The organism is Romboutsia lituseburensis DSM 797, assembly GCF_900103615.1.
Classification (GTDB): domain Bacteria; phylum Bacillota; class Clostridia; order Peptostreptococcales; family Peptostreptococcaceae; genus Romboutsia_F; species Romboutsia_F lituseburensis.
Window position 1 is genome coordinate 162,198 of record NZ_FNGW01000003.1, and the last position, 16,179, is coordinate 178,376.

Annotated in this window: 15 protein-coding genes, 1 riboswitch and 1 other annotated feature; of the genes, 12 read left to right on the top strand and 3 right to left on the bottom strand. The window is 27.2% G+C overall.

Annotation, left to right across the window (positions count from 1 at the left end; genetic code table 11):
* The first annotated feature begins 4 nt into the window (after positions 1–4).
* From BLP75_RS06580 to BLP75_RS06615, 8 genes are all read left to right on the top strand, one after another.
* Complete coding sequence (locus tag BLP75_RS06580) at positions 5–1,150, top strand: THUMP domain-containing class I SAM-dependent RNA methyltransferase (RefSeq protein WP_092724857.1); 1,146 nt, start codon at positions 5–7, stop codon at positions 1,148–1,150.
* A 69-nt stretch (positions 1,151–1,219) separates the two neighbouring features.
* On the top strand, positions 1,220–2,080 hold the full coding sequence (locus BLP75_RS06585) for a hypothetical protein (protein ID WP_092724858.1): 861 nt from the start codon (positions 1,220–1,222) through the stop codon (positions 2,078–2,080).
* A gap of 146 nt (positions 2,081–2,226) precedes the next feature.
* Positions 2,227–2,850, top strand: a complete 624-nt coding sequence (locus BLP75_RS06590; protein WP_092724859.1) for an HD domain-containing protein — start codon at positions 2,227–2,229, stop codon at positions 2,848–2,850.
* A gap of 10 nt (positions 2,851–2,860) precedes the next feature.
* On the top strand, positions 2,861–4,288 hold the full coding sequence (locus BLP75_RS06595; protein WP_092724860.1) for an FG-GAP repeat domain-containing protein: 1,428 nt from the start codon (positions 2,861–2,863) through the stop codon (positions 4,286–4,288).
* A 27-nt stretch (positions 4,289–4,315) separates the two neighbouring features.
* Entirely contained in the window at positions 4,316–5,014 is a 699-nt protein-coding gene (gene walR / locus BLP75_RS06600) for a cell wall metabolism DNA-binding response regulator WalR (RefSeq protein ID WP_092724861.1), read from the top strand.
* A 2-nt stretch (positions 5,015–5,016) separates the two neighbouring features.
* On the top strand, positions 5,017–6,453 hold the full coding sequence (locus tag BLP75_RS06605) for a sensor histidine kinase (RefSeq protein WP_092724862.1): 1,437 nt from the start codon (positions 5,017–5,019) through the stop codon (positions 6,451–6,453).
* 250 nt (positions 6,454–6,703) lie between these two features.
* The gene (gene truA / locus BLP75_RS06610; protein WP_092724863.1) at positions 6,704–7,441 is read left to right on the top strand and encodes a tRNA pseudouridine(38-40) synthase TruA; all 738 of its coding nucleotides are present in this window, start codon (positions 6,704–6,706) and stop codon (positions 7,439–7,441) included.
* A gap of 78 nt (positions 7,442–7,519) precedes the next feature.
* Positions 7,520–7,733 (top strand) — a binding site (T-box leader).
* 256 nt (positions 7,734–7,989) lie between these two features.
* A complete protein-coding gene (locus BLP75_RS06615) occupies positions 7,990–9,246 on the top strand; it encodes an argininosuccinate synthase (protein ID WP_092724864.1) in 1,257 nt (418 codons plus the stop codon).
* Positions 9,247–9,286: 40 nt separating this feature from the next.
* Here BLP75_RS06615 and BLP75_RS06620 read toward each other — a convergent pair whose 3' ends face one another.
* Both BLP75_RS06620 and BLP75_RS06625 read right to left on the bottom strand, forming a co-directional pair.
* Positions 9,287–9,667 carry a DUF4363 family protein gene (locus BLP75_RS06620; protein ID WP_092724865.1) on the bottom strand — a complete coding sequence of 127 codons (381 nt, stop codon included), beginning with the start codon at positions 9,665–9,667 and terminating at the stop codon, positions 9,287–9,289.
* Positions 9,668–9,688: 21 nt separating this feature from the next.
* Positions 9,689–10,345, bottom strand: a complete 657-nt coding sequence (locus BLP75_RS06625) for a DUF421 domain-containing protein (protein ID WP_092724866.1) — start codon at positions 10,343–10,345, stop codon at positions 9,689–9,691.
* 330 nt (positions 10,346–10,675) lie between these two features.
* Between BLP75_RS06625 and miaB the strand changes: the two genes are divergently transcribed.
* Positions 10,676–12,109, top strand: coding sequence for a tRNA (N6-isopentenyl adenosine(37)-C2)-methylthiotransferase MiaB (gene miaB, locus BLP75_RS06630; RefSeq protein ID WP_092724867.1), 1,434 nt, complete (start codon positions 10,676–10,678; stop codon positions 12,107–12,109).
* Between the two features lie 185 nt (positions 12,110–12,294).
* Positions 12,295–14,049, top strand: a complete 1,755-nt coding sequence (locus BLP75_RS06635) for a sensor domain-containing diguanylate cyclase/phosphohydrolase (RefSeq protein ID WP_092724868.1) — start codon at positions 12,295–12,297, stop codon at positions 14,047–14,049.
* Between the two features lie 74 nt (positions 14,050–14,123).
* On the opposite strand, the gene BLP75_RS06640 is transcribed toward BLP75_RS06635, so the two are convergent.
* Positions 14,124–14,735: an NUDIX hydrolase gene (locus tag BLP75_RS06640; protein WP_092724869.1), complete on the bottom strand. Its 612-nt coding sequence runs from the start codon at positions 14,733–14,735 to the stop codon at positions 14,124–14,126.
* Positions 14,736–14,851: 116 nt separating this feature from the next.
* Positions 14,852–14,952: riboswitch (TPP riboswitch) on the top strand.
* Between the two features lie 195 nt (positions 14,953–15,147).
* On the opposite strand from BLP75_RS06640, the gene BLP75_RS06645 reads away from it, so the two are divergent.
* Positions 15,148–15,438, top strand: a complete 291-nt coding sequence (locus BLP75_RS06645) for an MTH1187 family thiamine-binding protein (protein WP_092724870.1) — start codon at positions 15,148–15,150, stop codon at positions 15,436–15,438.
* A complete protein-coding gene (locus BLP75_RS06650) occupies positions 15,413–16,177 on the top strand; it encodes an ABC transporter permease (protein WP_092724871.1) in 765 nt (254 codons plus the stop codon). The genes BLP75_RS06645 and BLP75_RS06650 overlap by 26 nt, the downstream gene beginning before the upstream one ends.
* Positions 16,178–16,179: the final 2 nt, after the last annotated feature.

Consider the following 16,179-nt stretch of genomic DNA (forward strand, 5'->3'; position numbering starts at 1 on the left):
CATCATGAAAAATTATACATTAATATCACCTTGTTTTTTCGGTATGGAAAAAATGTTAGCAAGAGAGATAAAGGATTTAGGTTTTGAAATAATAAAAACGGAAGATGGAAGGATTACATATAAGACTGGAGCTGACGGAATAGCAAAAGCAAATATGTGGCTAAGATGTGCAGAAAGAGTTCATCTTAAAATAGCTGAGTTTGAAGCTAAAACTTTTAATGACTTATTTGAAGGAACTAAAAGAATAAACTGGGCAGAATATATACCATATGGATCGCAATTTCCAGTATCAAAGGCATCTTCAATAAAGTCAAAGCTATATAGTACTCCAGATATTCAATCAATAGTAAAAAAGGCTATAGTTGAAAGCTTAAAGAAAAGTTACTTAGAAGATGGACTTTTAAAAGAAGATAAAGAAAAGTACCCAATATACGTATTTATACATAAAGATAAAGTAACATTGTCTATAGATACAACTGGAGATGCACTTCATAAAAGAGGATATAGAGAAAAAGCTAATAAGGCGCCAATAAGAGAAACATTAGCTGCTGGTATAATGAACTTAAATCCTTGGAGACCAGGAAGAACATTAGTTGATCCTATGTGTGGGTCTGGAACTATTTTAATAGAGGCTGCTATGATGGGAATAAACATGGCCCCAGGTCTTAATCGTGAATTTATATCTGAAAAGTGGAGAACTATGGATAAAAAGATTTGGTGGGATGTAAGAAAAGATGCATATGATAAAATTGATGAAGATGTACAGTTTAAAATATATGGATATGATATAGATGAAGAAGCTATAGAGATAGCTAAAGAAAATGCAGAAATTGCAGGAGTAGATGAGTATATAGAGTTTAATGTAGGCAACGCGCTTGATTTTAAGAGTGATGAAGAATATGGATTTATAGTTACAAATCCTCCTTATGGTGAAAGACTTGAAGACAAGGAAAGTGTTCAAAGTTTATATAAACACTTAGGATATACGTTTAGAGAACTTAAAAATTGGTCTTATTATTTAATAACTTCTTATGAAGAGTTTGAACAAGAATTTGGAAAAGAAGCAGATAAGAGAAGAAAATTATACAATGGTATGTTAAAAACTAACTTGTACCAATATATAGGACCAAGACCTCCTAAAAAAAATTAATAATTTAATTATATTTACCCTCTTAAGATAATATATATAGTATATAGAGTATTTTAAGGGGGTGTCTCAATGTTTAGAATGAATGGCAAAAACCGTAAAAAGACATCTAAAGAAAAAAAAGTAGATAGTAAACAAAAATACCAAGAAGATTTTAATGAAATAATATTAAATGACTTAGTACCTGAAGAAAAAAGAGAAGAATTTGGATTAAATAGTACAGATCAACCTAAAGAGAATAAATCTAATGGATTAAAATTAAATTTTGCATTAGGATCTAAAAAGTCAAAATCAAAATCAAATTCAAAAACAAGCTCCAAAGGGAAAAATTCAAATACTTCAAAGGAAACGAATAACTCTAAAGGTAATGCACAAAAAAATACAAAACATAATAAAAATAATAACAATAGTAATAGTGATACTCAGGCAGAAGAAAATACTAAGCCAACAAAAGGCAAAAAATCAACAAATAGTAAAAAGAATAATTCGGCTCCTAATGGTAAAAAAACAAATAATCCAAAGCACAGTGAATCTAGACCTAAAAATTCTAAGAAAAAGAGTAAATCATCAAATGCTAAGACAAGTGACATAGAGGATATACAAGAACAAGAGCCGATTGTTAATGATATATTACCGGAAGAAACTAAGGCTACTAAAAAGCAAATTGGCCCTAAGAAGAAAAGAGTTAAACATTCTAACAAACAAGTAGAGGAAGATAGTAAAAGAATAATAGAAGATATAGATACTCAAGAAAACAATGAGGACTACGAAGTTAAAGATAATTTTGACTCAGTAAACTTTAGAAGCTCTGAAGAAGTTGAATATATAGATGATATAGAAGATGTGGAATTACATGAGGGAAAGGATGATTCAAATACTAAACAAAAATTTGAAAATTTAGTTTGGTCAGAAGATAAGTTTCCTAAAAAATAAAAATATAAATAAATAATTTAAATACGTGTTAAAATATAAAATAAAGGCTTAGTAATAAATGCTAGGCTTTTATTTTGTATTATTTTATTAAAATAATAGTAAAAATAAGTGAAAAAATATCAAAAACTAATTTTGAGGTGAAAAAAATGAATTATAAAGACGTATTTAATGAAGTTAATGAAATTTTATTGAAAAAAATGAAACCTTCTGAACATATAAACAGTCTAATAAAGAGAGGGTGCTTTGACGAAGAGCCCTTTAATAAAATAAAGAACTTAGCAAAAATTGAACAAAATTTAAAATATCATCCAGAAGGAAGCGCCTTAAATCATGTATTAATGGTAGTAGATAAAGGAAGTGAAGTAAAGCATTTATCAAAAAATGAAAAAGTTTTTATGTGGGCTTGTTTACTTCATGATATAGGAAAGCTAACTACTACGAGAATTAGAAAAGGAAGAATTACATCGTATAATCATGATATTGAGGGAGAAAAAATAGGACAAGACTTTTTAAATTTGGTTAGTGATGATAAAATATTTAATGAAGAAGTATCTAAATTAATAAGATGGCATATGCAACCATTATTTTATGACAAGAATCTTCCATTTTTCGAACCAAAACATATGTTGGAAGATGCAGATTATAAAGAAGTTGCATTAATTTCTTATTGTGATAGACTAGGAAGAGGAAATTTAAGTGAAGAAACTATTAAATTAGAAAATAAAAGAATTGAAAGTTTTAAGGAGTATTGTAAAACTCATAAAAGTTAGGAGGTTTTTAATGAAATTATGTAAGTTGATAGCATGTGCTAGCTTAGTGACACTATTAGCAACTGGATGTAGTATAGACTCAAAATCTGGTGAATCACTATTATCAAAATCTCCAGAATCTTTGCTAAAAGATAAGCCTGTGTATGATGAAAATAAGGAAGTTTTATATAAAGCAATTGAATTAAAGCTTCCTCTAAATTCTAGTTTGATTTTGCCATCAAATGCAAGTGAGGTAGGCAAAATAAACGAAGTAGATTTAGATGGTGACAAAAAAGACGAATTAGTTGTATTTGAAAAAAAAGAAAATTTAACAGAAAGAACAAATCAAGTTGGATTTATGATCTTAAGTAAAAATAATGATGGAACATATACTGAGATCGATAATAGATTAGAACTTGGAGATTCAATAGAGTATGCTAATTTCTATGATCTAAATGGGGATGGAAACAAAGAAATTATATTACTAATTAAAAATAATAAAAAAACTAATATGTACATATATAATTTTGCAAATGATGAGATACAAAAAACATATATACTAGACCCAACATGGATAGATGATAGAGAAAAGTATTTAGATATGACAATAAAAATAGGTGATATGAATAATGATAATAAACCAGAAATTCTTATGATACATCATGATTCTAAAACAACTAAAGCTTATGCAAGTTTGGCGAAGTTTGATGACTCATTAGAATTAATAGGTTATACTGAACTTGAAAATGTAAAGACTTTATCCAATTTCTATATTACAATTGGGACAGTATCTACAGAAAAAATTAATGATAAAACTATAGAAAAAAAAGGAATATTTTTAGATATTCCAATTGTACAAGATAATAATTATGCAACTCAGATATTATATATTGATGAGCATAACAAACTTAAAAAAGCATTTGACGATAACAATATACCTACAGTAAAGCCGTATTATATACCATTAGAAGATATAAATAATGATAAGGTAATAGATATACCTGTCATACTTAGAGGTAGTGGAGATGTATATACTACAAAGAATTCAACTACTGTAAACTGGTCTAGATGGAATAGCAAAGAAGGAGCAGATTCAGGATTAGTATTTACAAGTCAAATATATTACAATTATCAATATAATTACAGATTATATATACCGAATGATTTAGCCCAAAGTTCATATATTGAACATGAGTTCTCTAAGGATGAAGCTTTATTTAAATTCTATTATTATGATAAGCAAAACTCTGAACCTAAAAACTTATTTACAATAGCTGTAGTAAATAAGAGTTTAAGAGAGGATAAGAAAAATTCTACTGCATCAAGTGGTGTGATTTTAGCAGATAATAATGAATATAGTTTCATATTATATCAAAATGATATAGAACAACTTAAAAAGTTTAAAATAGATGCAAATACAATTAAAGAATATTTTTCACTAATATATGATGAAAATTAAAAGAAATAGTAATTGGGAGGAAATAAAATGAAGGAAAAAATATTAGTACTAGAAGACGAAATAGGTATTAGAAGTTTCGTAAGTATAAATTTAAAAAGAGAAGGATATGAAGTAATAGAAGCTGGAACTGGAAGTGAAGCTATAGAGAAAATGACAACAGAAAGTGATATAAAATTAGCTTTACTAGATGTAATGCTTCCTGATATGAGTGGTACAGATGTGTGTAAATTTATAAGACAAAATTTTGATCAAGTTGGTATAATAATGCTTACTGCAAAAGGTCAAGAGGACGACAAAATAGAAGGATTTATATCAGGTGCAGATGATTATATGGTTAAACCATTTAGTATAAAGGAACTACTTGTTAGAATATCTGCTTTACTTAGAAGAATAAAAAAAGAGGATAATGTAGTAAAAACTAATGAAATAGTATCAGAACCATTTGTACTTGATTTAGATAAAAGGAAATTATTTAAAAATGCAAAAGAAATAGAACTTACTCCAACTGAATTTTCGATAGTTAAATATTTAATGACAAATGCTAAACAATCATTAAGTAGAGATCAAATATTAGATGAAGTATGGGGTACAAACTATTTGTATGATTTTAAAATAGTTGACGTAAATATAAGAAGAATAAGAAATAAAATAGAAGATGACCCATCAAAACCTAAATACATACAAACTATTTGGGGATATGGATATTGCTTTAGAAAGGAAGACTAGTAGTGTTACACTTTGAAGGGTTAAGAAAAAAGATAATTAAAAATTATTTTACAATAATAATTATAACAGTTGCATTATTTGAAGGTTTATTTATATTCTATATTCAAAATTACTATTATGATTATGTTAGACAAAGTTTAATGAATCAAAAAGATTATACTAATTCAGTATATGATTTACCTACAACAGGTAGTATAAGTTTTGAAAGTAAGGTAAAAAACATAGTTGAAAAACAAAATACAGAAAAAAATTCTATGTATGCTATTGAGATAATAAATAAAAATTCTGAGATTATAATAGATCCTTATGGATTTAGGGTAAAAGAAAAAGTATCATATGAAGATGTAACTAGAGCTTTAAGGGGAGTCAAAGATAAAGATTTGACGCCATATACATATAGGCAACCTGAAACAAATGAACATGTTATGAGTATCTCAGTACCTCTTAAAACGAATAATATAATAGAGGGGGTAGTTAGGTATACTGTATCATTAGACAAAATAGATAACATAATCTTTAAGTTAACATTTGGACTTATACTGGCTGGTATATGTATATTGCTTATAGCTATATCTCTAAGTCTTAGATTTGCAGAGTCGTTAATTCAGCCGTTAAGAGAATTAAAACAATTTGCAAATGAATTAGCACATGGTAATTATAGTATTAAACTTAAAAATACAAATATATCTGATGATGAAATTGGAGATCTTGCTCAAACATTTGAACATATGGCAGCAGAGATTGATAAAAGTGAGAAATTAAAAGAAGAATTTATATCTTCAATATCTCATGAGTTAAGAACACCACTTACGTCTATAAAAGGATGGAGTGAAACTCTAGGATATGAAGGTATTACTAAAGATGAATTAGATTTAGGATTAGGTATAATACAAGATGAAACTGAAAGATTAATAAAACTTGTAAATGAACTATTAGATTTTTCTCGTTTGGCATCGGACAGAATAAAACTTCAAATCGACATGGTAGATATAAGACATTTAGCGACAGGTGTTGTAAATCAATTAAAAGTTAAATCAAGCGAAAAAAATATTACATTAAGTGTAGAATTTGAAGATGAAGAAATAGAAAGTGTACAAGGAGATAAAAATAGATTACGTCAAGTTTTAATAAATCTTATACAAAATGCTATTAAATTTACAAGCGAAGATGGATTTGTTAAATTAGTAGTTTCTCAAGGTGAAGAATATACAACTATTAGAGTTATAGATAATGGATGTGGTATTGAATCTCATAATTTAGATAAAGTACTAGATAAATTCTTCCAAGAAGATTATAATAAAGCTGGTAGTGGGCTAGGCCTTGCCATAAGCCATGAAATTGTAAAACTTCATGGAGGAACTATGAATATAAACAGTGAAAAAGGTAAAGGTACAGCTATAACAATTACTATAAAAAATAAATTAATAGAATCAATATAATATATAAATAAAAATAGTGCTATATAGTAAAGGTATATAGCACTATTTTTATTTTAAAATCATTACATACTTTATATTAAAAAAATATATATTGATATACCCATATTAATAATTAAGATTATAAATATATGATTAAAATTAATAATATTTGCTAATATACTTAATATAATATAAAATACAAGTTATACTTAATATAAAATATATAAAATAAAATTTATACAGGATATATATTAAAAGAAAGAGGCATAATATGAGAAATATTAAAATGACAATAAAATATGATGGTTCAAGATACAAAGGATTTCAAAGACTTAAAGATAATGATATGACGATACAAGGTAAAATCGAAAATGTACTTAGCAAAATGACGAATGAATCTATAGAGATAATTGGATCAGGAAGAACAGATATGGGCGTTCATGCTAATGGACAAGTTGCAAACTTTAAGACAGATTCTGAACTATCAATAAAAAAAATGCATGATTATTTATATGAATATTTACCGGAAGATATTGTAATAATAAATATGGAAGAAGTAGATGATAGATTCCATAGTAGATATAATGCAAAGTCTAAAATATATTTATATAAAATAGATAATAATAAATATCATGATCCATTTTTAAGAAAATACACTACTCATGTAGAAAAAAAATTAGATTTAGAACTTATGAGAGAAGCAAGTAAATATCTAATAGGAGAGCATGATTTTACAAGTTTTGCTTCATCAAAGTCTAAGAAAAAATCAAATATTAGAGAAATACACTCTATAGAGATAAAGGAACATCATAATTTAGTTGAAATATATGTTCATGGGAATGGATTTTTATATAATATGGTAAGAATTATAGTAGGAGCACTACTTGATGTAGGTTTACATAGAAAAACTCCACAAGATATAAAGGAAATGCTAGAGTTTAAAGATAGATCTAAAGCATCAGATACAGCTCCATCTAAAGGACTTATTTTACACAAAGTAAATTATTAATTTATAAAAATAAAATTATATAGTTGACATTAGAAATAATATAAACTAATATTACTTACAAGATAATAACTTAATAATATAAATTCAATGAAAAAGAGAGTAGCTTAAATGAATTTTACAGAGAGTTAGGGTTGGTGGAAGCCTAATATTGAAGTTTGAGTGAATAGAGCTTTGGAGGATATTGCAGGAAATATAAAAAGTATTGCAATAGGATTGTCTCGCCTTAAGAGAAAGAGTGGATAAGTAAAACTTGTCAATTAGAGTGGTAACGCGGAAAATATTCGTCTCTTGATTTTTTAATCAAGAGACGTTTTTTAATATAAAGATAGCTTGTACTAAAAGTAATAATAGCTCCTTTATATAGTTACTAAGTATCTAAATGAACAATTTTTATTTATCAATAAGAGTGGTACCGCGGAAAATTCGCCTCTTAGTATTTAATACTAAGAGGCTTTTTAATTTGTCCAAATAAATAAAGGCTTAATAAAAATGGAAAAACGACATAATACAATGTTTTGTATACAAAATAAATTAAGGAGGAAAAGGTTATGAAAGAAAAAGTTGTTTTAGCATATTCAGGAGGATTAGACACATCAATAATAATACCTTGGTTAAAGGAAAACTATGATATTGAAGTAATTGCAGTTTGTGCAAATGTAGGGCAAGAAGAAAATATGGAAGAAGTTTATGAAAAAGCATTAAAAAGTGGTGCTAGTAAAGCATATGTTGATGATGTAAGTGAAGAATTTGTAACAGAGACAATATTTAAAGCAATAAAGGCTGAAGCTAAGTATGAAGGAAAATATTTACTAGGAACATCTTTAGCAAGACCAATAATAGCTAAAAAGCTAGTTGATGTAGCTCATATAGAGGGTGCAAAATACATATGCCATGGGTGTACAGGTAAAGGAAATGATCAAGTAAGATTTGAGGCATCTATAGCAGCTCTTGATCCAAGTATAAAAATAATAGCGCCATGGAGAATATGGGATATAAAATCTAGAGAGGATGCAATAGAATATGCTCAAAAACACAATATTCCTATAACTGTAACTAAAGAAAAAATTTATTCTGTAGATGCAAATCTTTGGCATATATCTACTGAAGGTGGAGATATAGAACATTTAGAAAATGAACATCAAAACCATGTGTATAAAAAATGTTTACCAGTAGAAGAAGCCTGTGATGAAGCTGAATATGTTGAAATTCATTTTGAAAAGGGCGTTCCAACTAAAGTAAATCAAAAAGAACTATCTCCTGTTGAAATCATAAAAGAATTAAATAACATAGGAGCAAAGCATGGTATTGGTGTGATAGATATAGTTGAAAATAGATTAGTCGGAATGAAATCAAGAGGTATATACGAGACTCCAGGAGGTACAATTCTTTATGAAGGACACAATATTTTAGAAAGTGCTACTTTAGATAAAGAAGCATTACATTTTAAACAAATGGTTTCTTTAAAGTATGGAGAGTTAATATATAATGGATTGTGGTATTCTAAGTTAAGAGAATCAATAGATGCATTTATTGAACAGACACAACAAAATGTATCTGGAAGTGTTAAAATAAAGCTTTATAAAGGATTTATGAAGCCTGCTGGAATATTTACAACAAACGCACTTTATGATGAGTCTATATCTTCATTTGGGGAAAGTGACTTATATGATCATAAGGATGCACAAGGATTTATAAATTTATTTACATTACCTTTGAAGATACAATCTATGAAGGATGAAAAAATAAATAATAATCAAAAAGATTTAGAGTTAGACAAAGAAGTAGCTGTAGATAAGGCTATATAAAAACAAAATGGTCTTAAGAATATTCTTAAGACCATTTGATTTAAAATATGTGGTTTAAATCACACTTTTCACTTTCTAATATATTATCTAAAGTACTTTTTATTCTATATACCTGCTCAAGTGCCATTGATTTATCTCTAGAAATTATAGATCCATCTAATATATCTAAGCATAAACATACATTATCAAAATAATCATGATTTAATAGCTTATACCAGGATCCCTTATCCTTATGAAAATCTTTGTGATAATCATCTAGCTCGTTTTTTGCATCATCCCAATTATCATTTTTTATATAATTTTCTATAATATCTGCTCTAGAATTATAAATATCAGTAAAGTCAGATATTTCACTATTAATATAAAGTCCAAATATAACAAATAATATAGTCCAGATTAAAGAGTAAACTAAAGATTTCAAAGATAATCACCTCGATGTTAATTAATTTTTCTTTTCTTGAATATATATTTTTTCATTTTCATCTATTACACATAAAAGTACATCTTTTAGATTCTCAATGTGATTAGATTTTAATATACCCTCCAACCAATTTATATCTTTATTTACTATATTTAAGTTATGTTTTATGATTTTACCATCTATTATTAATGATACAGGTAGATGGTTAAAGGCACTATTGGGAGGATTTTTATATGATGGTGTTGGTAAAACACTAAGATTTCCATCTGTTTCAAGTATGGCATATTGAACATCCATAATTCTGAAATAACCTTGTATACGAAGCTGTTCTAGCAATTCATCTATGGTAACTCTTTCTCTTTGCAATTCTTTGTAATTAATTTTTCCTCTTTCGATTAAAAGAGAAGGCTTACCTGATAAAAGAACTCTTACAGTTCTAGATTTTAAAGCTAGATAAGAAATAACTATTTGCATAGCAGCGAGCCCTGTAACAGCTGCAACACCATTTATTATAGGGATATTATTGTTTTCCATAGGAACAGCTGCAACTTCTGCTATTAGAAGTGTTATAACTAAATCAAAAGAGTTCATTTCAGCTATTTCACCTTTACCCATAACTCTTAGAGATATTAAAACAACTATATATAACAAAATACTTCTTATTAAAACTACTAACATATTCATTTTCCTTTCAAAGTCATATGATAAATTATTATTACCATTTATATAATTTTGATTCATAAAACTAATGTTAAAACCTTTTAAAATTTTTACAAATTTGATATAATTAACTTTAAATTGAATTATAAAAATGTTTTTATATGACTAAAAATTATAATTACAAGCTAGATAGATAAAAAATTAAATTTTGAGTTGACGTACTAAGCTATTGCAACATGAAGTTATCAACCTATGCAGTGACTTAATTGAAGAGAATTTTTTATCTATTTTAAAAATAAAAATTATATAAATTATAGAGTAAATAAGTAATAAATTGGGAGGATTATAATGAGTAAAAGAAAGCAAGTACAAGTTCCTATAGAAAAAATACAAGAACAAGATATATTTATAGAAGCAATAGCAGAGCAAAATTCAAGATATTACGCTATACATAAAGCAAAACCTAGATACTTAATACAAACATTTGGGTGTCAAATGAATGAACATGATTCAGAAAAATTATGTGCAATGCTTGACGAAATGGGATATGAAAGAGGAATGACTGCAGGTGAATGCGATTTAATAATATACAATACCTGTGCAGTAAGAGAAAATGCAGAACTTAAAGTTTATGGTAACTTAGGTCAATTAAAATTCCAAAAAAGAAAAAATCCAGACTTAAAAATAGCTGTATGTGGATGTATGATGCAACAACCTCATGTTGTAAAAGAGTTAAAATCTAAATATAATCATGTTGATTTAGTATTTGGAACACATAATTTATATAAATTCCCTGAGTTATTAACAAAATCAATGGATAATAAAAAAATGTTAGTTGATGTGTGGGATGTTGACGGAGAAGTAGTAGAAGGACTTAAAAGTACTAGAAAATTTGAATTAAAAGCTTTTGTTAATATAATGTATGGATGTAATAATTTCTGTACTTATTGTATAGTACCATATACAAGAGGTAGAGAAAGAAGTAGAAAACCAGAAGATATAATAAATGAAATAAAAGAATTAGCTGCAAATGGTACTAAAGAAGTTACATTACTTGGACAAAATGTTGATTCATATGGAAAAACTTTAGAAAATCCTATAACATTTGCAGAACTTTTAAGAAAAGTAAATGATATAGATGGCATAGAAAGAGTTAGGTTTATGACATCTCATCCAAAGGATATATCAGATGAAGTTATATATGCGATAAGAGATTGTGATAAAGTTTGTGAATTTTTACATTTACCAGTTCAATGCGGTAGTACACCATTACTTAAAAAAATGAATAGACATTATACTAAGGAATACTATTTAGAAATAGTAGAAAAGGCTAGAAAAGAAGTTCCAGATATAGCTTTTTCTACAGACTTAATGATAGGATTCCCAGGGGAAACTGATGAAGATTTATTAGAAACTATAGATGTAGTAGAAAAGGTTAGATATGGTTCTGCTTTTACATTCATATATTCTAAGAGAAAAGGAACTCCAGCTGCTGAAATGGAAAATCAAATACCAGAAGATATAAAACATGAAAGATTTAATAAAGTATTAGAGAGAGTAAATACTATTGCTGGGGAAATCAATAAAGAATATGTAGGAAAAACAGTTGAAGTCTTAGTAGAAGGTAAAAGTAAGACTGATGAAGATAAATTTACAGGAAGAACAAGACAAAATAAGTTAGTAAACTTTGAAGCTTGTGGAGAAGATTTAGTAGGAAAGTTAGTTATGGTTGAGATAACTGGAGCTAATAGTTTCTCATTAGTAGGTAAGGAAAGTAAATAATTTGAAAATATAAGGGGTTGTCTCAAAACATATATATTTAAACTATTAGTATTGGAGTTAGTTGCCTTTAGTTTAGATTGTTTTTGGGGCAGTCCCTTTCAATATATTATTAGTATAATAGGGGAGAAATTTAATAGTCATGAAAATAAAAGAAGAATAATTAATAAAACATAGGAGAATCGATTATGTTTGACAATATGTTAGAGATATTACTAGATAATATTCCGTACTCTATTTGGTTAAGAAGCAAAGAAGGACATTTTATATTTGTAAATAAATGTCTATGTGATAGTTTAAATAAAACCAAAGAAGAGATATTAGGAAAAACTGTTTATGATATATATGGAGAAAGATTAGGAAAAGAGTACACAAAAAACTATGAAGAGGTAGAAAGTCTAGGAGAAGCTAAAATGTTTTCTGGATACCAAGAAGGTATATTTTTAGAATGTTATATAGCACCTATTAAAAAAGATGGAAAAATAGAAAATTATTTAGGTATACTCCAAGACCAAACTGAACGCAAAAAATATGAAGATGAAATAGTAAAACAAAAAAATTTATTAAAAGCTATAATGGATACAATTCCAGATTCTATATTTTATAAAAACCTAGAAGGTGAATACATAAATTGTAATGTATCTTTTGCTCAAAACTATTATGAAAGTGATAAGGAAAAAATTATAGGAAAAAAAGATTTAGATATTATAAAAGATGAAAATTTTAAAAATCAAATTATTAAATCTGATGAAAAAATAATAAAAGATAGGACTACTCAAACTACGAATATTAATATAAAAGTTAATGGAGAAACAAAATATATGGAGTGTATAAAAACTCCTTTAGTAGATGTAGAAAATAACATGTGGGGAATTGTTGGTATATCAAGGGATATAACAGAAAGAAAACTAGTAGAAAAAGAATTAAGGAAAATAGGTTACAATGATAAATTAACAAAAGTTTACAATAGAGCTTATTTTGATGAAAAAATTAAAACTTTAGATAATGAAAGATATTTGCCACTAAGTTTAATAATGGGGGATGTAGACGGATTAAAAATAGTAAATGATACATTAGGACATCTAAAAGGAGATGAGCTTTTAGTTCAAGTATCAAATGTATTAAAACGAGTTTGTGATGAGGGGTTAATAGTTCGTTGGGGTGGAGATGAATTTATAATACTACTTCCAAATACAGAATCTAAAAAAGCAGAGCAAATATGCAAAAAAATTACACGTGCTTGTAAAAAAGAACCGTATACGTCTATACCTCTAAGTATATCTTTAGGGTACTCAACAAAAAGAAACGTAGGACAAAATATAGATGATGTTATAAAAGATGCTGAAGAAAAGTTATATAAAGAAAAATTACCGAGAAATATAAATTCTAAGAAAAAAATTTTAAAAGGATTAATGGAAATATTAGAAGAAAAGAGTTTAGATGCAAAAAATCATACAGATAGAGTAGTATATTATGCTAAAAGATTAGGAAAAAGATTAAAGCTTAATAGTGATGATCAAAAAGAGCTTATACTTTCGGCTATGCTTCATGATATTGGTAAAATAGGAATACAAAATGAAATTGCATCTAAAAATGGTAAACTAACTGACGAAGAGTTTAATATAATAAAAACACATGTAGAAAAGGGATATAGGGTTGCTAAATCTAATTATGAGATAGCGTATGTAGCAAATAATATACTATCACATCATGAAAAATGGAATGGCACAGGGTACCCTATGGGGTTAAAAGGCAAAGAGATACCGTTTTTAGCCAGAGTAATATGTGTTATTGATGCATACGATGCAATGACAAGTGAAAGGTCATATAAGAAACAAATGACTAATGAGCAAGCTTTAAAAGAAATTGAACGCTGCTCAGGAACTCAATTTGATCCTGAAATAGTTAAAGCTTTCATAGAAGAATTTAAATATGAAAATTAATTATAGTAAAAAAGTAGTTTATAAAATATAGTATTTTATAAACTACTTTTTTATATTAGATAGAGCATTCTAGACTAGTCGTTTAAAACTTCTAAGAAATTTTGAAGTATTTTTGCAGTTATACCCCAAATAATATAATTATTGTATTTATAAAATAAAACTTCATAATTTCCTTTTCCAAATTTATAATTTTCTTTGTTTGGAATTATATCATAAGGAAAATTGTTATCTGGTATAATTTTTACTTCATTGTTATAGTAGTTAGGCTCATACTTTAACAAATAAGAAATTGGTACTAAAAATATATGATCGACTTCATCTTTATTTATATTTAAAGTTTCAATATTATCTAATATACCCACATAAGGGTGAATAATTAAATTAGCTGGAGTTATAAGTAAGTCTAGTTCAGATATTATTTGAATATTATCTGGGAATGTACCAAGCTCTTCACAAGTTTCTCGAATACAAGCATCATAAGGTGTCTCATTCAACTCTATTTTTCCTCCAGGGAAAGATATTTCATTAGGTTGAGATCTTAATGTTTTGGATCTAACTTGAAATAATATATAAAAACTACCGTCCTTTTTTACAATAGGAATTAGTACAGAAGCTTTTTTCATATTTTTGTGTCCGTTTATATAAGGTTTATAGTTTGAAAGTTTATTTTTTAGGGTATTAATCATGATGTCCTCCTTACAAGTATTATATACTTATTATAGTATATGAAATAGTAAGAATTATAGGACAAATATAAAATAATTGTTAAAAAATGATAATTATAGTATAATCAAATTGAAAATATATATTTCAGGGGAGCTGAGAAGCTGAGAGGAGATGCAAATCTCGACCCTTTAAACCTGTTTGGATAATGCCAGCGTAGGGAGAAAAATCAGATTATATAAAGGCTATATTAAAAAGTAAGTTTTGTAATAATCAACAATTAAAGCCAAAATATAATTTCTCCTTTTTGTAATTACAAGATATCGATTTCAAAATAGGGGATTAATTATATTTTGGCTTTTTTACGTTAAATTAGATTACATTTAATAAAATTAGTAATATTGAATGAATAAAAAATAAAGGATGGTGGATTATATGGTAATAGCAGATGTAGCAGTAGTACCTTTAAGACCTTATAAAGGTGAAGAAGAAATGTATAAGGTTGTAGATGCATGTATAGAAGAAATAAAAAATAGTGGTTTAAAATATGAAATAGGTGCGATGAGTACAACTATAGAAGGGGATTTTGATGAAGTATTTGAGCTTGTAAAGAAAATACATAAAATACCTTTTGACCTTGGCTGTGAAAGAGTCATAACGACAGCTAGAATAGACGAAAAAGCTGGGGGAATAACAATAGATGAGAAGCTTAAAAACCATAGATAAAGTAAAAGATAGCTTATATCCAATAATTACATTTTTAAGCATATTACTTTTATGGGAATTAGTAGTACAAATAAATGATATACCTCAATATATACTTCCAGCACCAAGTGACATAATAAAGGTATTTAGCAAAGATTATTTAAACTTATATACAAATACTTTAACAACTTTAAATGAAGCATTGCTAGGATTTATGATAGCAATTATATTATCTTTAGTTATGGGAATACTTATGGACTTCATACCAATATTTAAAAAATGTGTTTATCCAATAATGGTTGTATCTCAAACGATACCAACTATTGCGATAGCGCCTCTTTTGATAATATGGTTTGGATTTGATATGTTACCTAAAGTTATAATGGTAACTATGACCTGTTTTTTCCCAATACTTATAAGTTTTGTAGATGGAATAGAAAATTTAGACAAAGATTATTTAAACTTATTTAAAACAATGAATAGTTCAAAATTATCAACATTTATACATCTAAAGTTTCCCATGGCTATGGAGAAGCTTTTTTCAGGGCTTAAAATTTCAGCAACATATGCAGTAGTTGCAGCAACAGTAGCAGAGTGGTTAGGGGGAACCAATGGGCTTGGAGTATATATGGTAAGGGCAAAGAGTGCTTATGCTCTTGATAAGGTATTTGCTTCAACAATACTTGTAGTAATTTTTAGTTTACTATTCGTATTGTTAGTACAATTGATAAAAAAAATAGTGTTAAGGCACAACAACTAGGG

What these genes read in the sequence shown, in the direction of transcription:
- BLP75_RS06645 (WP_092724870.1), top strand. Translation starts at nt 15,148, where the DNA reads ATGGTAATAGCAGATGTAGCAGTAGTACCTTTAAGACCTTATAAAGGT.
- BLP75_RS06625 (WP_092724866.1), bottom strand. Translation starts at nt 10,345, where the DNA reads ATGTTAGTAGTTTTAATAAGAAGTATTTTGTTATATATAGTTGTTTTA.
- BLP75_RS06650 (WP_092724871.1), top strand. Translation starts at nt 15,413, where the DNA reads ATGAGAAGCTTAAAAACCATAGATAAAGTAAAAGATAGCTTATATCCA.
- BLP75_RS06590 (WP_092724859.1), top strand. Translation starts at nt 2,227, where the DNA reads ATGAATTATAAAGACGTATTTAATGAAGTTAATGAAATTTTATTGAAA.
- BLP75_RS06635 (WP_092724868.1), top strand. Translation starts at nt 12,295, where the DNA reads ATGTTTGACAATATGTTAGAGATATTACTAGATAATATTCCGTACTCT.
- BLP75_RS06585 (WP_092724858.1), top strand. Translation starts at nt 1,220, where the DNA reads ATGTTTAGAATGAATGGCAAAAACCGTAAAAAGACATCTAAAGAAAAA.
- miaB (WP_092724867.1), top strand. Translation starts at nt 10,676, where the DNA reads ATGAGTAAAAGAAAGCAAGTACAAGTTCCTATAGAAAAAATACAAGAA.
- walR (WP_092724861.1), top strand. Translation starts at nt 4,316, where the DNA reads ATGAAGGAAAAAATATTAGTACTAGAAGACGAAATAGGTATTAGAAGT.
- truA (WP_092724863.1), top strand. Translation starts at nt 6,704, where the DNA reads ATGAGAAATATTAAAATGACAATAAAATATGATGGTTCAAGATACAAA.
- BLP75_RS06580 (WP_092724857.1), top strand. Translation starts at nt 5, where the DNA reads ATGAAAAATTATACATTAATATCACCTTGTTTTTTCGGTATGGAAAAA.
- BLP75_RS06615 (WP_092724864.1), top strand. Translation starts at nt 7,990, where the DNA reads ATGAAAGAAAAAGTTGTTTTAGCATATTCAGGAGGATTAGACACATCA.
- BLP75_RS06595 (WP_092724860.1), top strand. Translation starts at nt 2,861, where the DNA reads ATGAAATTATGTAAGTTGATAGCATGTGCTAGCTTAGTGACACTATTA.
- BLP75_RS06640 (WP_092724869.1), bottom strand. Translation starts at nt 14,735, where the DNA reads ATGATTAATACCCTAAAAAATAAACTTTCAAACTATAAACCTTATATA.